This is a genomic window from Paraburkholderia acidipaludis NBRC 101816 (assembly GCF_000684975.1).
Taxonomy (GTDB): Bacteria; Pseudomonadota; Gammaproteobacteria; order Burkholderiales; family Burkholderiaceae; genus Paraburkholderia; species Paraburkholderia acidipaludis.
The window spans coordinates 42,215-59,926 of record NZ_BAXZ01000031.1 but is presented as its reverse complement, the minus strand read 5'-3'; the positions used below and the strand labels follow the sequence as shown (position 1 = coordinate 59,926).

Annotated in this window: 20 protein-coding genes, 1 tRNA gene and 1 pseudogene; 3 read left to right on the top strand and 19 right to left on the bottom strand. The window is 63.9% G+C overall.

Going from position 1 to position 17,712, the window contains the following annotated elements:
- The first annotated feature begins 8 nt into the window (after positions 1 to 8).
- Entirely contained in the window at positions 9 to 389 is a 381-nt protein-coding gene (gene crcB, locus BAC01S_RS27530) for a fluoride efflux transporter CrcB (protein WP_027797654.1), read from the top strand.
- 4 nt (positions 390 to 393) lie between these two features.
- On the opposite strand, the gene cfa is transcribed toward crcB, so the two are convergent.
- Positions 394 to 1,560 (bottom strand): cyclopropane fatty acyl phospholipid synthase, encoded by a 1,167-nt coding sequence (cfa, locus tag BAC01S_RS27525; protein ID WP_027797653.1) that lies wholly within the window; start codon positions 1,558 to 1,560, stop codon positions 394 to 396.
- A gap of 165 nt (positions 1,561 to 1,725) precedes the next feature.
- Between cfa and BAC01S_RS27520 the strand changes: the two genes are divergently transcribed.
- Complete coding sequence (locus BAC01S_RS27520) at positions 1,726 to 2,142, top strand: HIT family protein (protein WP_027797652.1); 417 nt, start codon at positions 1,726 to 1,728, stop codon at positions 2,140 to 2,142.
- A 654-nt stretch (positions 2,143 to 2,796) separates the two neighbouring features.
- Here the strand turns inward: BAC01S_RS27520 and BAC01S_RS27515 are convergent.
- From BAC01S_RS27515 to BAC01S_RS27460, 13 genes and pseudogenes are all read right to left on the bottom strand, one after another.
- The gene (locus BAC01S_RS27515) at positions 2,797 to 3,351 is read right to left on the bottom strand and encodes a DUF3455 domain-containing protein (protein ID WP_027797651.1); all 555 of its coding nucleotides are present in this window, start codon (positions 3,349 to 3,351) and stop codon (positions 2,797 to 2,799) included.
- 332 nt (positions 3,352 to 3,683) lie between these two features.
- Positions 3,684 to 3,896 (bottom strand): 30S ribosomal protein S21, encoded by a 213-nt coding sequence (gene rpsU, locus BAC01S_RS34175; RefSeq protein ID WP_084168916.1) that lies wholly within the window; start codon positions 3,894 to 3,896, stop codon positions 3,684 to 3,686.
- A 107-nt stretch (positions 3,897 to 4,003) separates the two neighbouring features.
- On the bottom strand, positions 4,004 to 4,270 hold the full coding sequence (gene infA, locus BAC01S_RS34170) for a translation initiation factor IF-1 (RefSeq protein ID WP_084168914.1): 267 nt from the start codon (positions 4,268 to 4,270) through the stop codon (positions 4,004 to 4,006).
- 519 nt (positions 4,271 to 4,789) lie between these two features.
- Positions 4,790 to 5,014, bottom strand: coding sequence for a hypothetical protein (locus BAC01S_RS27505; RefSeq protein WP_027797649.1), 225 nt, complete (start codon positions 5,012 to 5,014; stop codon positions 4,790 to 4,792).
- 289 nt (positions 5,015 to 5,303) lie between these two features.
- Entirely contained in the window at positions 5,304 to 5,507 is a 204-nt protein-coding gene (locus BAC01S_RS27500) for a cold-shock protein (RefSeq protein ID WP_027797648.1), read from the bottom strand.
- 591 nt (positions 5,508 to 6,098) lie between these two features.
- Positions 6,099 to 6,383, bottom strand: a complete 285-nt coding sequence (locus tag BAC01S_RS27495) for a hypothetical protein (RefSeq protein ID WP_245616707.1) — start codon at positions 6,381 to 6,383, stop codon at positions 6,099 to 6,101.
- 131 nt (positions 6,384 to 6,514) lie between these two features.
- Positions 6,515 to 6,916, bottom strand: coding sequence for a hypothetical protein (locus BAC01S_RS27490; RefSeq protein ID WP_027797646.1), 402 nt, complete (start codon positions 6,914 to 6,916; stop codon positions 6,515 to 6,517).
- Positions 6,917 to 7,051: 135 nt separating this feature from the next.
- Positions 7,052 to 7,426 (bottom strand): hypothetical protein, encoded by a 375-nt coding sequence (locus BAC01S_RS27485; RefSeq protein WP_027797645.1) that lies wholly within the window; start codon positions 7,424 to 7,426, stop codon positions 7,052 to 7,054.
- Positions 7,427 to 7,644: 218 nt separating this feature from the next.
- A tRNA-Ser gene (locus BAC01S_RS27480) sits at positions 7,645 to 7,735 on the bottom strand.
- A gap of 86 nt (positions 7,736 to 7,821) precedes the next feature.
- Positions 7,822 to 8,091, bottom strand: a pseudogene (locus BAC01S_RS27475) (MFS transporter); the annotation flags it as partial.
- On the bottom strand, positions 8,091 to 8,279 hold the full coding sequence (locus tag BAC01S_RS27470; RefSeq protein WP_027797643.1) for a hypothetical protein: 189 nt from the start codon (positions 8,277 to 8,279) through the stop codon (positions 8,091 to 8,093). The pseudogene BAC01S_RS27475 and the gene BAC01S_RS27470, both read right to left, overlap by 1 nt.
- Before the next feature lie 245 nt (positions 8,280 to 8,524).
- On the bottom strand, positions 8,525 to 9,463 hold the full coding sequence (locus BAC01S_RS27465; protein WP_027797642.1) for a helix-turn-helix domain-containing protein: 939 nt from the start codon (positions 9,461 to 9,463) through the stop codon (positions 8,525 to 8,527).
- A gap of 179 nt (positions 9,464 to 9,642) precedes the next feature.
- Positions 9,643 to 10,371, bottom strand: coding sequence for a helix-turn-helix transcriptional regulator (locus BAC01S_RS27460; RefSeq protein ID WP_027797641.1), 729 nt, complete (start codon positions 10,369 to 10,371; stop codon positions 9,643 to 9,645).
- Positions 10,372 to 10,552: 181 nt separating this feature from the next.
- Between BAC01S_RS27460 and BAC01S_RS27455 the strand changes: the two genes are divergently transcribed.
- Positions 10,553 to 11,338 (top strand): SDR family NAD(P)-dependent oxidoreductase, encoded by a 786-nt coding sequence (locus BAC01S_RS27455; RefSeq protein WP_027797640.1) that lies wholly within the window; start codon positions 10,553 to 10,555, stop codon positions 11,336 to 11,338.
- Between the two features lie 62 nt (positions 11,339 to 11,400).
- On the opposite strand, the gene BAC01S_RS27450 is transcribed toward BAC01S_RS27455, so the two are convergent.
- The 5 genes from BAC01S_RS27450 to acs form a co-directional block, all read right to left on the bottom strand.
- A complete protein-coding gene (locus tag BAC01S_RS27450) occupies positions 11,401 to 12,204 on the bottom strand; it encodes an SDR family oxidoreductase (RefSeq protein ID WP_027797639.1) in 804 nt (267 codons plus the stop codon).
- Positions 12,201 to 13,034: a MoaF C-terminal domain-containing protein gene (locus BAC01S_RS27445; RefSeq protein ID WP_027797638.1), complete on the bottom strand. Its 834-nt coding sequence runs from the start codon at positions 13,032 to 13,034 to the stop codon at positions 12,201 to 12,203. The genes BAC01S_RS27450 and BAC01S_RS27445 overlap by 4 nt, the downstream gene beginning before the upstream one ends.
- Before the next feature lie 144 nt (positions 13,035 to 13,178).
- Positions 13,179 to 15,197, bottom strand: coding sequence for a sodium:solute symporter family protein (locus tag BAC01S_RS27440; RefSeq protein WP_027797637.1), 2,019 nt, complete (start codon positions 15,195 to 15,197; stop codon positions 13,179 to 13,181).
- Entirely contained in the window at positions 15,194 to 15,559 is a 366-nt protein-coding gene (locus tag BAC01S_RS32815) for a DUF4212 domain-containing protein (protein WP_027797636.1), read from the bottom strand. The genes BAC01S_RS27440 and BAC01S_RS32815 overlap by 4 nt, the downstream gene beginning before the upstream one ends.
- 90 nt (positions 15,560 to 15,649) lie before the next feature.
- Positions 15,650 to 17,632, bottom strand: a complete 1,983-nt coding sequence (acs, locus tag BAC01S_RS27430) for an acetate--CoA ligase (protein ID WP_027797635.1) — start codon at positions 17,630 to 17,632, stop codon at positions 15,650 to 15,652.
- Positions 17,633 to 17,712: the final 80 nt, after the last annotated feature.

Below are 17,712 nucleotides of genomic sequence, written 5' to 3'. Positions count from 1 at the left end.
TTCACACCATGTATCTGTCCATACTCGCAGTCGGCATCGGCGGCGCGCTCGGTTCCCTCCTGCGCTGGGTGCTCGGCCTGCGCCTGAATGCACTCTTCCCCGAACTGCCGCTCGGCACGCTCGCATCCAACGTGATCGCGGGCTATGTGATCGGCGTGGCCGTCGCGTTCTTCGCGCGCATGCCCGACGTGCCGCCCGAATGGCGCCTCTTCGTCATCACCGGCCTCATGGGCGGACTTTCGACCTTCTCGACCTTCTCCGCCGAAGTGGTCTCGCACCTGCAGGGAGGCCGCTTCGGCTGGGCGCTCGGCGAAATCGCCATCCACGTGTGCGCTTCGGTGGCGATGACGATCCTCGGCATCGCCACCGTGTCGGCCGTCATGCACTAATGCCTCACGACGCGGGGCGCCTGTAGCCGCCGAAGAGCCCGTTCTTCGTCAGCACCCACTGCCAGAGCTGGATGTCGCGTGCGCGGAACGCGCCCGCACACGAAAGCAGGTAGTAGCGCCACATACGATAGAACCGCGGCCCCATGTCGGCCTCGAAACGCGGCCAGGCCGCTTCGAAGTTCGCGTGCCAGGCCATCAACGTGCGGTCGTAGTCGGCGCCGAAGTTGTGCAGGTCCTCGGTGACGAACAGGCCGCCCGAGGCATCGGCGATCTGGCCGATGGTCGGCAACTCGCCGTTGGGGAAAATGTACTTGTCGATCCACGCATCGGGCGTGGTCTCGCGGCGGTTCTTGCCGATCGTGTGCAGCAGGAAAATACCCTCGTCGGCGAGGCAGCGGTGCGCCACCTCCATATAAGTGCGGTAGTTCTTCGGCCCGACATGCTCGAACATGCCCACGCTCGCAATGCGGTCGAAGCGTTCGTCGAGCAGCCGGTAGTCCTGCAGCCGGAATTCGACGGGCAGACCCTGGCAGCGTCCGGCGCCGAGCGCCGCCTGCTCCTTCGAAATCGTCACGCCTACGCACGACACGCCATAGTGTTCGGCGGCGAACTGCATGAGGCTGCCCCAGCCGCAGCCGATATCGAGCAAGCGCATGCCCGGCTCGAGCCCGAGCTTCCGGCAGATCAGATCGAGCTTGGCTTCCTGCGCTTCGTCGAGCGTCTTCGCGCCCCCCGACCAGTAACCGCAGGTGTACGTCATGCGGCGGTCGAGCATGGTCTCGTAGAACGCGTTGCCGATGTCGTAGTGCTTTTGTCCCACTTTCCAGGCACGCCGCGCGGTCTGTCGGTTCATGAGCCGCGCCTTCAACGCATGGAAAACGAGCCGCGCGGGATCGATCCGTTCGTCCAGGTGCGCGCGCAGCACATGGGCGAAGAATTCGTCGAGCTGCTCGCAATCCCACTGGCCATCCATATAGGCCTCGCCGAGGCCCAGATTGCCCAGCGCAAGCACGCGCTCCGGCACATGGGGATCGTGGATGAGCATGTCCCACGCGCGCGTGCCGTTGAGCTGCACGTCGGCATGCGACAGCAGGTCGGCGGCAAACCGCCAGGCCGCCGAATCGGTGGTCTCGTGGGCGGAATGGGCTGCTTCGAGATCGGTCGTAGACATGGCGTGCTCCGTATCAGGACGTTCGTCGTCGCGCTCGTTGCGAACTCTTATGATGCACCCGGCCACAAAATCCTGCAGGAAAGCCGACAGACGCCGCCAGCGTGCGCCATAATCGCCGTTTGACCGTTTCCACGCCTGGCGCAAGCCGCGCACCCGGGAGAACCCATGGCCTACGATCCGAACAACATCTTTGCGCGCATCCTGCGCGGCGAACTCTCCTGCATCAAGGTCTGCGAAGACGACAGCACGCTCGCGATCATGGACGTGATGCCCCAGGCCGACGGCCACGTGCTGGTACTGCCGAAAGCACCGGCCGAGCAGATCTACGAACTCCCGGCCGAAGCCGCCATGGCGGCCATCGCCGTGACCCAGAAAGTGGCGGTGGCGGTGCGCGCGGCGCTCGCGCCGGAAGGCCTCCTGATTGCCCAGTTCAACGGCGCGGCGGCCGGCCAGACCGTGCCGCACGTCCATTTCCACGTGATTCCGCGCCGCGAAGGCGAAACGTTGCGTCCGCACGCACGTGAAATGGCCGACATGGCGAAGCTCGAAGCGATCGCCCAGCGGATTCGGGCGGCGCTTTAAAGAAGCGCAGGCAGGGACGCGGAATGCTCAGACGCCGTAAAACTGGGCGAATTCGTGAAGCGGCGCGCGCGCCGAACGCCACTGATTGATGGGCGCGGCGGTACGTTGTCGATGTACGCATCGGACAGACAGATGCCGCCTCGCTCGTTCGCGGCGGTCCGCATCCGTTCGAGACCTGACCGCTGCCGCTCTTCCGTGCGACAGACGGCACACCTGCCGCCCGCGAGAATCTGAAAGCCGTGCATCGACCATTCGTGCCCGTCCCTGCATCGACACAGATACCTGTGAGTGACGCCCGTATATTCCGTCGACAGACACTCGCCACTGCGGTCCCTGGCCGCTTGCTGAAGTTCGGTCATCCCGTTCGGCCGCCGTATCCGTTCCGCGAAGCATTGCGGGCACCACGCCTTGCGCATGACTTCAATACCCGCAACTTCCCATTTGTGACCGTGACCGCATCGGAACCGGTATTTCGCCGTCCGCCGGCTACCGACGCTCCGACCCAAGATAGATCCAGTGCACTCCCTCAGTGCACCTCAATGTGGACTATCGATCGAACAGCGCCGCGTACGATTCGGCTTTCAGGACGACGACTGCGCCAGCAGCACACGTGCCGTGGCGCGGCCACACGGTACACGTGTGTTCGCACCACGGTCATTCGAGGAACACGTACTCCGCGAGATAGGGGCTACGCCCTTCCTCGCCTTCGCGCACACAGGCTTGCGCGGGAGCCGCGCCGCCGTGCGTGGCAAGCCGCTGCACGTAGCGCACCGTGCTCAGGAGACCCAGACCGCCCGCATTGGTGGATGAGAGGAGCAGCATTGGGATCGCCGCGCCGTCGTCGGGATTGGCGGCGTGCTGCAGCAGCTTGCCGGTGATCCGGCTGCCGTCCGGCGCTTCCCACGACGGTCCCGCGCTGTGCCTGACGACGAGCTGGCCGGAGGCGTCGTAGAGATCGGCTTGCGGCGCCTGGAAGGTCCATGCCAGTTGATTCGCGGCGTCGCGCCTGCACACGTAGATCTGCACGCCCGATGCCTCGAGCGAGGCCACCACGTGCGTCGTGCCGGCGGGCTGCAGAACGTCCGGCACCGGCGTCTGGGCTTGGGCCAACGAAAGCGCCACGCTGCCGGCCAGCGCCGTCGCGATCGCAAAGGCGCGCCGCGTTGCCCGGCGGACGCCACGGCCGCCTCTACGAATCGATTGGGTCATGCGCGTTGTCCCTCGATGAATGTCTCAGCGTACCTGCCGATCATACCGGGAAACCGCTGCGAGACGCGGGTGCCGCCGCGCCGTCACTTCGGTTCGTGTACAACGGGTCCGCGCGCGTAATCCACGACATCGGTTGATCAGGTGTGCACTTCATGCTACTGACGCATTCCGACCCGGAGCGGTCTATCGATCGCAGAAAATCGAGTGGCCGCTATGCGAACTCAACCGGCACCTGGGCCCAGATCAGAACCGGTTCTCATGCGGAGGTTACGCGAGATGCCCGGCTGGGCACCGGACGTACCGCTTCTGCAAGACTGCCCTGCAGTTCCCGGTCAGTACTGCTTTTTCGGTGGCAACGACCGTTTGATCTGCTTGCGCAGGCGAGCCACTGCAGCAGCCTTTTTGCGCTTGCGTTCTGCGGTAGGTTTTTCATAGGCTGTCCGGGTACGAAGCTCCGGAATCAGGCCTGTGCGCTCGATCGCACGACGGAAACGGCGTAACGCAACTTCCACGGGTTCGTCGGGTTTCAGAATTACGGTAGTCACTATTTTCCTTGATTGAGGTCCGCCAGCAATGGCGAATCGTGATGTGGATGTGCGCGCAGCGTCGTGGCACAGGTAAGGGTCACAGGCGACGGCCGCGTATCGCGCCGTCAACGACGGCGAAATGCGGCTCTTGGCGTTGCGGGACCGCTTCGCTCATCCTTATGGCGGAAATTGATTCGTCCTTTCGTCAGGTCGTACACAGAGAGTTCCAGCGTTACCCGATCGCCTGCAAGGATGCGAATGTGATTCTTGCGAATTCGGCCGGACGCGTACGCCCCTACAACGACACCATTGTCGAGCGTGACGCGATAACGGCTGTCCGGCAGCACTTCGTCCACGATTCCGTCGAGTTCCAGCAGTTCTTCTTTGGCCATTCAAGGTTCCTGATCAATTGGCGGGACATGGGTCGGACGCCGCATTGTGGAAGACGCCGCGAGCGTTGATCGACAAGCGCTCGAGCGGTAGTGGGAAGCGTGAAAATTACTGGGCCGCTCTTGCGTCCCGAAAGTCATGGAGACCGCCCCGTCTGGGCGGCGAATCAGGTACGCGAGGGGATGGGTCAGACGCGGTGGCTCGCAAAATCGGGCCGATGCGCGTCGGGGCGTACAGTCCCGCGAGCACTGTTGTCGCTGGACTATCAATTAAAGGAGGATTCGCGACTGGCCAACACGTCTTTTCGGTGCGGTGCGAAGCGAACGAGTCCTGCATTGTAACCGAAGGCCGCTATCCATCCCGCCACTATCGGCGGGGCCAGAAGGAATTGGTGTTGTCACCGATGCGCGCCGACGATGCGCCGTCCGGGTTCCCGCGTGATGTTCGGTGTTTGGGCGCATCTTGTTGCACGCGCCCTGGCGCTTCAGGTGCGTTGAGGATTTCGAACTGTGGCGTCGCCTTTAACCGCGCGTGTCGACCCAGTTGCGTGCCCACTGGGCCGAGTGCTGCAACGCTTGCGCTTCACTCTTGAAGTAATCGAGCGAATAGAACGAGTAGCGGCCTTCGGCTCGCTCGCCGTCGATAAGTTCGAGCAACAGGTTGGATGAAAAGCTGCCATCGGGCAAACGATGCGCCGAGGATTGGACGGCATAGCCGTTGTAATGTTGAATTTGTATGTTTTTCATTTTAATTTTAATGATATTTGAGTGGGCACACGCCGTGCGAAAAGTGCATGGGCGCGCCGCTTCAAAGCCATTCTCAAAGCCATTCGAGCCGAATTCTTCAGCAGTCGAAAAGCAAAAAAATGGCGTTGAAGCCTGAGGGGAAAAAGAGGTGCAACGAGGCGTATGGCGCTGGCACGCTGCTGTATCAACAGATGCCAATCAGGAGTGATCGCGCCAACGAGGGAGACAAAGCTCCGCGAGGGTGTCGCTGCAACCCGGCATCCGTCGCAGGAGGCCGGGCTCTTCAACTTTACAGCGGCTTAATGTTAGCCGCTTGCAGCCCCTTCGGGCCTTGCTTCGTTTCGAAGCTCACCTTCTGATTTTCAGCCAGCGTCTTGAAGCCTTCGCTCCTGATTTCGGAGAAGTGAGCGAACAGATCGTCACCGCCCTTGTCCGGGGTGATGAAGCCAAAGCCCTTGCTGTCGTTGAACCACTTAACGGTACCGGTTTCCATGAAGAATCCTTGAGAAAAATACGAATGTTTGCTCGATTAGAGAGCGCGTGAAGCTTCAAGGAGGGAGAGGACAACGAATACCGCGGCGGGAGCGAGCAATTGACGAACACCAATCGAACCTCTTGAACTTCGGGGCGAACATTACCCGCCGAATGGAGTAGCGTCAATACTTCTCTTGTAACTGTCCCACCAGGCGGTCCGTTCCGCGGACGAAGCGATGCGGCCCGATCCTGCTGCGCCCTCTAGCCTGGCACGGTATTGCGCACAGGTTAGACAGGATGGGGGTAAGAACAAGCGTGCGATTGCCCGGCACCTACTGCTACGAGATCGGCCAGATGGAGCGGCGTATCGCGCCCTAAAATTGCACCAGACCAGCGAATTGACTGGCCCTTTTCCAATCCGTAGCTGACGCCGGGATGACAGGCCCGCGGTTCAACTGAAGGGCGCTTCATGGCCGCACCGAGTCCCACACTTTGACCACGGACCTGCCGCGGATGTGTGCGATATGCAAGGGGCATAACCCGACCCACAGGGGACCTCCAGGCGTCTCCAAAGCGGACGCAGGACGCAGGAATCGCGGGGATATTTCGGTTACTTCGGAAACGTTGAATTCTGTCGCTTGACTCCGCGCATTTCTTTGGCTAGTTGATACGTTATACCTAGAAATAGCGTAACAAAGAGAGGCGCACCAATCAGCAAAACTTTCCAGCCGGCCCCCTTAATCAACGATACGGTCAGAACAAACAGCATCATCGCAAATAGCGATAGATATACTTTTATGAAGCGCTTAATGATCCTCTGCTTTTCGCTTTGCATATCGATAAATTGACCAGCTCCCTTGTAATTGTCGGCTGCTGAGGTATCGCGAATTGTCAACTATTTATGCTTCGATGTCGATCGACCGGTTATGGCCGCACTGCGTCCGACGCTAGTCCTGCATGTGCATGGCAATGCGTGCGCGCTAAGCGGCGCCTCCTCAAAATCTGGCTCCGCAGCCAAGACGAACATCAGGATCCAAGTCGGCGCAACCATCTCCCCGAGGTCCCGACATACTGGTCTGCTGTCTTCTTTCCGTCTATATTTTCGACCGTGACGGAAAAGTGTCGACCGTATACCTGATCCGTTCCATATCGAGCGGTCAGCGTTTTGATGGTTGAAAACGCGATGCAATGCTTGTCGCAAAGAGTCGGGAGCGCATCACGATAAAGATGAATCGCGCGCTGCAACGTTACAGAAACCGGACCACCAAACGTCGTTCCGTCAAGAAAGTTGACGGTGATAAAACTTTGGGCGCTTGCTGAAGCCTCTGCAAATATATCGAAGTCGTACATGCCAATCATTAAGCCGATTCCGCTAGCCAGCGAATCGGCGATATTGTGGCCAAGCGACCTCAACTCACCGGGTTTCATTGGACTCTTCCATGATTCTGAGAAAACGGTCGATCTCGACGGATTGTCGCCGATTTGCGGGGGTAGTCGAACGGCAGCTCATGACCGCACTACGCCCACGGTTGAGTACGACGATTGCCTCTGGTACGAAACCGATCAGTCACTGACAGTCCAAGAACGGCAAATGATCTCGTAGCAGGGCCCATCATCGAAGGTAATCATAAAGTGCTGTAATGCATCGATGGTCGCTTGATCCTTCCTTCCCGTGCCTCGGACCTCGGTTAGCCACGGACTCTCAATAGAAATTAGCTTGCCGTATGCAAGCTTGAACATTTCTGCAGTGCAGGACGCCAAGAATGTACATTTGCATGATTCCACCCCGCTGAACTGGAGTGCAATCGGCTTGGGGGTCCCGTCGTCAGCTTCGATCAACAGCCTCAATACGCATTCGCGGCGCTGAAGAAATACAAATTCTGGACTCAGCAGCAATGCCGAAGCCGCCACCGGTAGTTGCCAGTGCTCTTTCATCATTTCGGTCCCACGCGAGTTACATCCAAGCTTGTCGCTGCCTCGATTGTTGACGATCTGGGCAATGCGGTCGACTGACCGGTTCTGGCCGACATTTGCCCGTTGGAGTTCCTCGCTTGCTGCGGAGTAGCATGCGCAATGCCTGATTGATAGTCGAATTGTGAGCCGGAAAACAAAAAACCCCGCAAATCATTGATTTTACGGGGTTTTCCGCCAAGTTCTGGCGGAGAGAGGGGGATTCGAACCCCCGATAGGCTATTAACCTATACACGCTTTCCAGGCGTGCGACTTAAACCGCTCATCCATCTCTCCGGCGGGACGCGAATTATAGCAGAGTCCGGGCGGCAGGGGAAACCAGCTATCGCTTTGACTCGCATCACGTGCCACAGCGCCTCTGCTCACCCATCGATCCGCGAGCGATCAGTGGTGAATGCAAGCGCGACAAGCGAGAGCACCCCGCACACGATCACGTACCACGCAGGCGAAGTGGGCCAGCCGGTCGCGCCGATCAGCCAGGTCACGATGAACTGCGCAAAGCCGCCGAAAATCGACACGCCGCCCGCATAAGCAAGCGAAAGCGCGGTCGCACGCGTGCTCTTCGGGAACAGTTCGGCGAGCAGAATACCGGTCGCGCCCGCGTTCAACGAATGCATCACGGAGAGCACACCTACCACTGAGCGGAGACGGCCGGAAAGAACAGCTTGCCCAGCAGCACCGCGAAAAAGCTGTAGACGGTCAGGTCGAAAAACTCGAGTCCGTTGCCGATCGTGATCGCAAAGATGAGTTGCCGGTTCGACGGCATGGCGGGCGTCGCGGCCGCGCCGTTATACAGGCCCTCTGCCTGAATGTCTCTCATGTAAGTCTGTCCCCGTAACCGCTTGCGATGCGCTTTTCGCCCCGGAAATTGGGTGCCGCTCGCAGCACGCGGGGTGCGCGCGGCACGCGCAAGGCATGCCGTGACAGCGATCCGAACACTGTAGGAAGCCAAAAGGAAAGGCCGGCAGCACAAATCGGCAACGTGTGGCGAGTCGCGGGAAAACCCGGGCGCCGAACGCCCGCTGCGCGCCAGGAATAGACAGGAAAACGAAGGAACTGCAGGATTCAGAACTTGCGCTGCGTCTGCGAGGGCAATTCGCCGAACAGGTCACGGTACTCGCGCGCGAAATAGCTCAGATGCGTAAAGCCCCAGCGCGCGGCCGCGTCGCCTATCAGCAGTTCTTCGGGGTTCGTCGAGCGCAGCAACCGCCGTACGGCGTTCAGGCGGATCGAGCGCAGGTATTCGACGGGCGTCACGTTCGCGACGCGCTGAAAGCTCGTCTGCAGGGTGCGACGGCTGCAGCGCAGATGAACGCACAGGTCGAGCACGGTCAGCGGATGGTCGGCGTGCTCTTGCAAGAGGCGCTCGGAACGCCGGACGATATCGCTGTAGGTGCTGTGCGTGAGGTCGCGCGTGCCGCCGGTCGCGCCTTCCAGCAAGCTCAGCAGCAAACTGACGATTTCGTCCTGGAAGGGCTTCGTGCCCGCCGGATCGACGAGGCCGGCCAGACTCCGCTCGGCCGACTCGATCAGGAGTGCGAGACGTGCGCGCTGCTCCGCCCCGCCGTCGCCGGGAATCGGCAGCACGTTCTGCGCAAGCTGCCGCACGGCGTGCTCGCCGATCGTCAGCGCGACGAGTTCCTCCATTTTGCTGCCCGGCAGGCTCACGCCGACGTAGTGCATCGATTCGGGCGTGTAGAGGCGAAATTCCTCGCGCTCGCCAAGCGACATGATCGCGAAGCCGTCAACGAACCGCCCCTGAAACGTGCCCTGCATCGGCGCATGCAGCGGCACCGCGATCGACCACAGCCCTTGCGGCGACAGGCCCGCCTGCACGACGCGGCGGTTCGTCGTTTCGCGGAAGAACTGGAAATCCGCGCCGCTCGCCTGGAACAGCGTGCATTCGAACCGGCCAGGCGTGATTTGCCGATACGTCTGCTCCCAGCCATCCACTGCGTGCGACAGATCGTGGGTATCGGCGAGAGCGACAACCCGGAACTCCATCTTTCTCTCCTGCGAAACGAAACGCGACGCGCGCGACTCGCCACAGGCCGATTATGCGGATTCCGCCAGGCGGCCATCCCGCGCCGGATCAGCATAACGGGAGCGCCGGCGGCGCGCAATGCACGCCGGCGCAGTGCCGGCCGAAACCCTACGTTCACCTTACATAATTCGCCGCACTCTCACAGAAAGAGCATGCCGATCAGTTCGGTGCGGCTCGACACGCCCAGCTTGCGATACATCCGCAGCAGGTGGGTCTTCACGGTGGGCTGCGACAGATCGAGCATGCGAGCGATCTCCTTGTTCGCGCGCCCGTCGCGCACGAGCTGCGCGATCTGCTGCTCGCGATGCGTGAGGCGCGGCCCGCCGGCCGCCGTGCGCAACGGGCGCTCGTCGCGCACGGCCGGAATCAGCGCGGCCTCGAGCAGCGGCTGCACGGCGCGCGCGCGACCGAGGTCTTCGACGGCGAACGGCTCCGCGGGCGCCATGCGCAACAGCGAGAACGCGGCAGCCGGGCGAGCGCCGTCACGCAGCAGCACTTCCATCACGTCGACCACCTGGTACGCGTTCAGAAAGCGCTGCCAGTAGATCGAGCCGCCGCGCACGGTCGCCGGCAATTCGCTGTCGAGCGTCAGTACATTGGCCTGCCGCGCCGCGAAGCGTGACGGATGCAGCGGGTCGAGCGGGCAATAGCGCTGGAGCCAGGTGCGATGCATCGTCTCCGCCATGCCGAACAGTTCGAAGCCCGAAGGTTCCTGATCCTCGCCAATGCGGTAGAACACCGTCGCGGAGGGCCTCACGAGCTGCGCGAGCGCGCTCACCCCGGCGTCGAGCGCCGCGGACGACGCGGCGCCGTCGCAAGCGCGCGCGCGTACCGCGCCGCGCACGGCGTCGCAAAACAGGGTCGACATGGCGGCCTCACGATAAACATGCATCCGTTCGATGCTACCGGCGCGAAAATCCGGCCGGTAGCACGAATCGGCAACCGGATCGGCAATCCGGCCGCGTTGTCATCCTTTTGTCCGATTCCGCCGATGGAGGGGGCCGGCCTAGACTGGAAGCCCGCATGTCCTTCGACAAGGAACGAAACGCATGTCCACGTCACGCACCATTCTCATCACCGGCGCCGGCACCGGCATCGGCGAAGCCTGCGCGAAGCGCTACGCGGCACACGGCGACCGGGTCGTGCTGATCGGCCGCCGGCGCGAGCCGCTCGAGCGCATCGCCGCGCAAACGGGCGGCCTTGCCTTCGCCGCCGATGCCGCGAGCGCCGACGACTGGGCGCGCATCGTCGGCCAGCTCGATGCCGGAGGCCTCGGCATCGATGCGCTCGTCGCCTGCGCGGGCGGCCACGGGCTCGGCACCGCGGCCGAGATGAGCGATACGGACTGGGCCGCCGCGATGCGCGCGAACCTCGACACTGCGTTCGTCAGCGCGCGCGCGTGCCTGCCCGGGCTGATCGCGCGGCGCGGCGCGATCGTGCTCGTCGCCTCCATCGCCTCGCTCGTCGCCGGCCCTGCCGTGTGCGGTTACACGACGGCGAAGCACGCGCTGATCGGCCTCACGCGCTCGCTCGCGCGCGATTACGGCCCGCACGGCGTGCGCGTCAACGCGGTGTGCCCGGGCTGGGTGCGCACGCCGATGGCCGATGCGGAAATGGAACCGCTGATGCATCGCTACGAGGAGCCGCTCGACGCCGCCTACGCGCGCGTCTGCGCGGACGTGCTGCTGCGCCGCCCGGCGGAGGCCGACGAAATCGCGGCGGTCTGCGCGTTCCTGACCTCGCCCGCGGCGTCGATCGTCACGGGCGCCACGATCGTCGCGGATGGCGGTTCGACGATCGTCGACGTGCCTACCCTCGCGTTCGAGCACATGTGAGAGGAAAGCCATAGCGTGGCGGCCGGCGGCGCCGCGCGCTGCGTATTCGAGCCAGCGCGCCCTTACGCCAGGGCAGCAGTCGACTCCGGCAACGTCGCGCCGCCGTCGACGACAATCGTCTGCCCGGTCACATACGAAGCCGCGTCGGACGCGAGAAAAAGCATCGCCGCCGCGATATCGGCCGGCTCGCCCAGGCGCCCCAGCGGAATTCCGGCCGCAATGCGCGCGTTGTGCGCGGCGTCGCCGAGATTGTCCATCGCGGGCGTGCGGATCATGCCCGGCTCGACGCCGTTGACCGTGACGCGGTCCTTGGCGAGTTCGAGCGCGGCGGCGCGAATGAAGCCGTTCACGCCGGCCTTCGAGGCCGCGTAATGCGCGAGCCCCGGATACGCGACGCGCGGCCCCGTCACCGACGACGTCGCCAGGAATCGCCCGCCGCCCTGCCTGCGGAACGCGGGCAGCGCGGCCTGCGCGAGCCAGAACAGCGCAGCGAGGTTCACATCGAGCGTGCGACCGAGAATCTCGGGAGTAATCGCCTCGAAGCGGGTCAGCGGGAAATACGCCGCGTTATGGATCACGATGTCGAGCCGGCCGAACGCGGATTCGACGCCGGAAACGAGCGCCTCGATCTGTGCGTGCGCGGCGACGTCGGCCTGCCACGCGCGCGCGAGCGCGCCCGTGCCCGCGATCCGGCTCGCCGCCTCCTCGGCGACGTCGATCCTGAGATCCGCGATCGCGACCGCGGCCCCGCACGCCGCGAACGCTTCGGCAATGCCGCGCCCTATTCCCTGCGCGCCCCCGGTGATCAGCACCGTCCTGCCCGCGAATTCGCGCGCGAGCGGTTCGCGTTGCGCGGCGCCGCTCATTCCGGATACCGCGTCACATTGAGAATCTGCGCGAACGCGCCGACCGGGAAATTCGACAGCGCGCCGAAATTGCTGCCCTGATAGCCGAAGATCTTGCCGTCGGTCTTCATCCGCTCCAGATCGATCATCACGACGCCGAGGGTCGGGACGATCTTCTCGCACCAGACAAAGAGCGTGAGTTTGTTGGCAATCCCGATCATGTAGCAGCGGTCGACGTCGGCAAGCCCCGCCTCGACGCCCGCCAGGCACTGCCAGGTATAGAAGTTCTCGTTCAGATAGATGTGCTCGTAGCGTTCGGTCGGGCTATACGTGTACAGGTTGCGCATCCCGATCAGCTCGGTCGTCGGGGCATGCAGCGCGGCGGACGCGTCGGCGCCTTCCTGCACGATCCGGCCGTGGCGGATCTGCACGGCCACGCCCGTCAGCGGCAGGCCGCGCTCCACGCGGGTAAAGGCGTCGAGGCGCGCCTCGCTCTCGGTCGGCAGGCCGCCCGTTACCGACGTGCAGAGGCCCTGCCGGACATCGACAACGATGCTGGTCGTCGAAGGCCGCGTACCGTCACCGCCGCCCACGTAGTCGATGAAATAAATGCCGTCGCGCACCGAGGTCACGCGGCCCGGTTGCGGCCCGGTTGCGGTGCGGGTGCTAGTGCCCGCGTCGGCGCGGAGCGTGCCGTCCGCGGCAAAGGCGAGCGTGCTGCGCGTACCGTCGCTGAACGCCAGTTCGAGCGTGCGACCGGACAGGTCGTTGACCGGAGCGAGGATGTTGCTCTCGGGAGCGAAGCCGTCGGCGAGCGCGCCGACCGGGATAAAAACGGGTTGCGATGACATGGAGGACACTCCGGCAGGTCGTTGAACGGCAGCGCATCCGGCACGCGCCGCGCGTGCCAATGCGGCATGACGACAACTTTACGAAGCGGCGCGATCCGGCGGCATCGACCAGAAGGATGACAACGCGACGCCCACCGCCGCCGCTCAGGGGTGCCGGATATAGTCCACGAGCGCGACCGTATAGGCATCCGGCCGCCGGTCCAGCAGACTCACGCCGATCGCCGCCAGAAAGCCGGCCGGCACGCCGAACACGCCGGAACTGATGGGGTCGATGCCGAACCACCGGCCGCCCTCGAAGCCGGTCAGCTGCGTGAAGAACGGATAAGTCGCGACGATGTAGTAGATGCACACCGCGAGCCCCGCGGTCATCCCGGCAACGGCGCCAAGCCGCGTGGTGCGCTTCCAGAACACGCCGAGCACGAGCACCGGAAAGAGACTCGACGCCGCCAGCGAGAACGCCGCCCCCACGAGGAAAAGGATGTTCCCCGTATTGAGCGAGGCCACCCACGAGGCAAAGAGCGCCACGCCGAGGAGCAGGATTTTCGACATCGTCACGCGCCGCTGGCTCGAAGCCTCGGGATCGACCATGTGATAGTAGACGTCGTGCGAGAGGACGTTCGAGATCGTGAGCAGCAAGCCGTCGGCGGTCGAAAGCGCGGCCGCCAGCGCGCCCGAGGCAATGAGCCCCGACATCACGTATGGCAGCCCCGCGATCTCCGGCGCGGCCAGCACGACCATATCGGGCTGCATCCGGATATCGCTCCAGCGCATGATGCCGTCGTTGTTCACGTCGGTAATGCTGATGAGCGCCGGGTCGATGCGCTGCCACTGCATCACCCAGCGCGGCAGATCGTCGAAGCGCTGTCCCACCAGATGCGAAAGGATTTCGTATTTGATCAGCACTGCCAATACCGGCACGGTCAGATAGAAGATCGCGACGAAGAACAGCGTCCAGCCCACCGAGCGCCGCGCGGACGCCACCGTGGTCGTCGTGTTGTAGCGCGTGAGAATGTGCGGAAGACTCGCCGTGCCCAGCGAGAGACACAGCAGCAGCGACAGGAAGTTGCGTTCGTGCAGGCGCCGCGTCGCCTCGCTATCGGCCGGAAACGGCTCGTTCATCGGCACGGGCGTAGCGGCGCGCGCCAGCAGGTCGTCGCGCTGCTGCGTCCAGACGATGCGCGCCGTTTCCGCATCGCGCGGAAACGACGCCAGATCGAGCTCGAGCGTATCGATCTGGCGCAGCGGTCCGTTGTGGCGGCGCAAGTCCGCGAGCGAGTCCGTGAGATGGGTCTTTTCTTCCACCCACGACTGCGGCAGCGCGTCGAGCCGCGCCTGCCAGAGTGCGGCGCGCTGCCGGTATGCGTCGCGCACGCTTTGCTCGGCGCTCGCATCGCGCACCTTGCCCTCCAGCGTTTCCATGCGCTCCATCAGGCGGCCGTAATCGACCTGCGGCAGCCAGCTCAGTCCGTCGCGATGTGCGATCAGCGAAACGGGGATCAGGATCGCGGCAATCAGGATGATGTACTGCGCAACCTGCGTCCACGTCACCGCGCGCATGCCGCCGAGAAACGAACACACGAGTATTCCCGCGAGCCCGCAGAAGATGCCGATGGCGAAGTCCACGCCGATGAAGCGCATCGCGATCAGTCCCACGCCCTGGATCTGCGCGACGAGGTAGACGAACGAGCAGATGAGGGTCGCGAGCACGGCGAGCCCGCGCACGAGATTGCTCGAAAAGCGCGTGCCGAGGAAGTCGGCGATGGTATAGCGCGCGAGCTTGCGCACATAAGGCGCCAGCAGGAATGCCACGAAGCAGTAGCCGCCGGTCCAGCCCATCATGTAGGCGAGGCCGTCGTAGCCGGTGGCGTAGAGCGAGCCGGCGAGACCAATGAACGAGGCGGCCGAAAGCCAGTCGGCGGCCGTGGCCATGCCGTTGAAGAACGACGGCACGCGGCGTCCCGCCACGTAATACTCGACGAGGTCGGAGGTGCGCGAGAGCAGCCCGATCACGGCATAGACGGCAATCGGCACGAACAGGAACACATAGCCGATCCACATGCCGGGGCCGGTGGACAGTTCGATGCGCCACATCACGAACACGAACGCGAGAAAACCGAGCGTGTAGAGCGCGTACGAGCGGATCAGCCGGTGTGCGAGCTTCATCGCGGCGGCGCCTTGCTGGCCTCGCGTATCGCGAGGTCGGCTTCGAGCGCGGCCTGCAGCACGCGGTCGGCGCGCTGCATCAGCACGATATAGAGTGCGACGAGCAGCACATAAATGAGAATCGCGCCTTGCGCGCCGAAATAGAACGGCAGCGAAAAACCCGCGAAGCTCACGTCGGCCAGGGTGCGGGCAAAGATCGGGACGACGAACGAGGCCACGAAGCCGATCGTCATGAGCGCCGCGATCAGCGCGAGGTTGAAGCGCCAATAGCGCCGATGCGCGAGCGCCATCGCCTCGCTGACCGGCGGCGGCTCAGGCAGGGGATTGACGTTGTTCTGGGGTGCGGAGTGTGGCGCGGCCATGCGCCTATGTAGCAAAAACACGCATGGCCGGAAATCGGGAAAAACCTGGGAACCCGTTTGCGCGGGCCGGCGCTGGCGCCGGCCGCGGACTCACAGCGATTCGCCGAGCTGATCGAGAATCGCGGGATTCTCCAGCGTGGAAACGTCCTGCGTGATGGCTTCGCCCTTCGCGAGCGAGCGCAGCAAGCGGCGCATGATCTTGCCCGAGCGCGTCTTCGGCAGGTTCTCGCCGAAGCGGATGTCCTTCGGTTTCGCGATCGGCCCGATCTCCTTGCCCACCCAGGCGCGCAGTTCGCTGGCAAGCTTGACCGCCGCTTCGCCCTGCGGGCGCGCGCTCTTGAGCACCACGAACGCCACCACGGCTTCGCCCGTCGTGTCGTCGGGGCGGCCCACCACGGCCGCTTCCGCCACGAGCGGGTTGGCCACGAGCGCCGACTCGATCTCCATCGTGCCGAGGCGGTGGCCCGAGACGTTCAGCACGTCGTCGATGCGGCCCATGATCGTGAAGTAGCCCGTGTCCTTGTCGCGCACGCTGCCGTCGCCCGCGAGGTAGAGCTTGCCGCCCAGTTCCTCGGGGAAGTAGCCCGACTTGTAGCGCTCGGGCTGGCCCCACACGTTGCGGATCATCGAGGGCCACGGCCGCTTCACCACGAGAATGCCGCCCTGCCCGTTCGGCACGTCCTGGCCCGTTTCGTCGACGATCGCGGCCATGATGCCCGGCAGCGGCAGCGTGCACGAGCCCGGCACGAGCGGCGTCGCGCCCGGCAGCGGCGTGATCATGTGGCCGCCCGTTTCGGTCTGCCACCAGGTGTCGACGATCGGACAGCGCGCGCCGCCCACGTTTTCGTAATACCAGACCCAGGCTTCGGGATTGATCGGCTCGCCCACCGTGCCGAGAATGCGCAGCGACGAGAGGTCATAGCTCTTCGGATGCACCTTCGCATCGGCTTCCGAGACCTTGATCAGCGAACGGATCGCCGTGGGCGCCGTGTAGAACACCGTGACCTTGTGCTTCGCGATCATGTCCCAGAAGCGGCCCGCGTTCGGATACGTCGGCACGCCCTCGAACACCACCTGGGTCGCGCCGATCGAGAGCGGCCCGTAGGCGATGTAGCTGTGCCCCGTGATCCAGCCGATATCGGCCGTGCACCAGAACACGTCCGTGGGCTTCCAGTCGAAGGTCCACTTCATGGTCTGGGCGGCCCACAGCAGATAGCCGCCCGTGCTGTGCTGCACGCCCTTGGGCTTGCCCGTCGAGCCCGAGGTGTAGAGGATGAAGAGCGGATGCTCGGCGCCCACCGGCACCGGCGGGCAGGTGTCGCTCTCGGCGGCCGAAAGCTCGTGCATCCAGCAGTCGCGGCCCTCGTGCCACGCGACCTTGCCGCCCGTGCGCCGGTAGACGATCACGCTCTGCACGGCCTCGCAGCCGCCCATCGCGATCGCCTCGTCGGCGATGTTCTTGAGCGGCAGCGCCTTGCCGCCGCGCATCTGCTCGTCGGCCGTGATGAGCGCCACGGCGCCCACGTCCACCATGCGCTCGTTGAGCGACTTCGAGGAGAACCCGCCGAACACCACCGAATGCGTCGCGCCGATGCGCGCGCAGGCCTGCATCGCGACGATGCCTTCGACCGACATCGGCATGTAGATCACCACGCGGTCGCCCTTCTTCACGCCGCGCTTTTTCAGCGCGTTCGCGAAGCGCGAGACGCGCGCGAGCAGATCCTGGTAGGTGACGTTCGTGACGGTGCCGTCGTCGGCTTCGAAGATCACCGCGACACGCTCGCCCAGGCCCGCTTCGACGTGACGGTCGAGGCTGTTGTACGAGGCGTTGAGCTCGCCGTCCTCGAACCACGTGTAGAACGGCGCCTTCGACTCGTCGAGCACCTTCGTGAAGGGCTTTTGCCACGTCAGCGTTTCGCGCGCGAGCCGCGCCCAGAAGCCCTCATAATCGCGTTCGGCTTCGGCGGCGAGCGCCTTGTAAGCGTCCATGCCGGACACGGTGGCATTGGCCACCGCTTGCGCGGAAGGCGCGAAAACGCGGCGCTCGTGAAGAACCGATTCAATCGCAGACATCGACAACCCCTTGGTGAAGATGAAACGTAAAAGCCGTGGACGCGCCGCTCGCCCCGATTTGCGCGCATGGCGATGCGGCA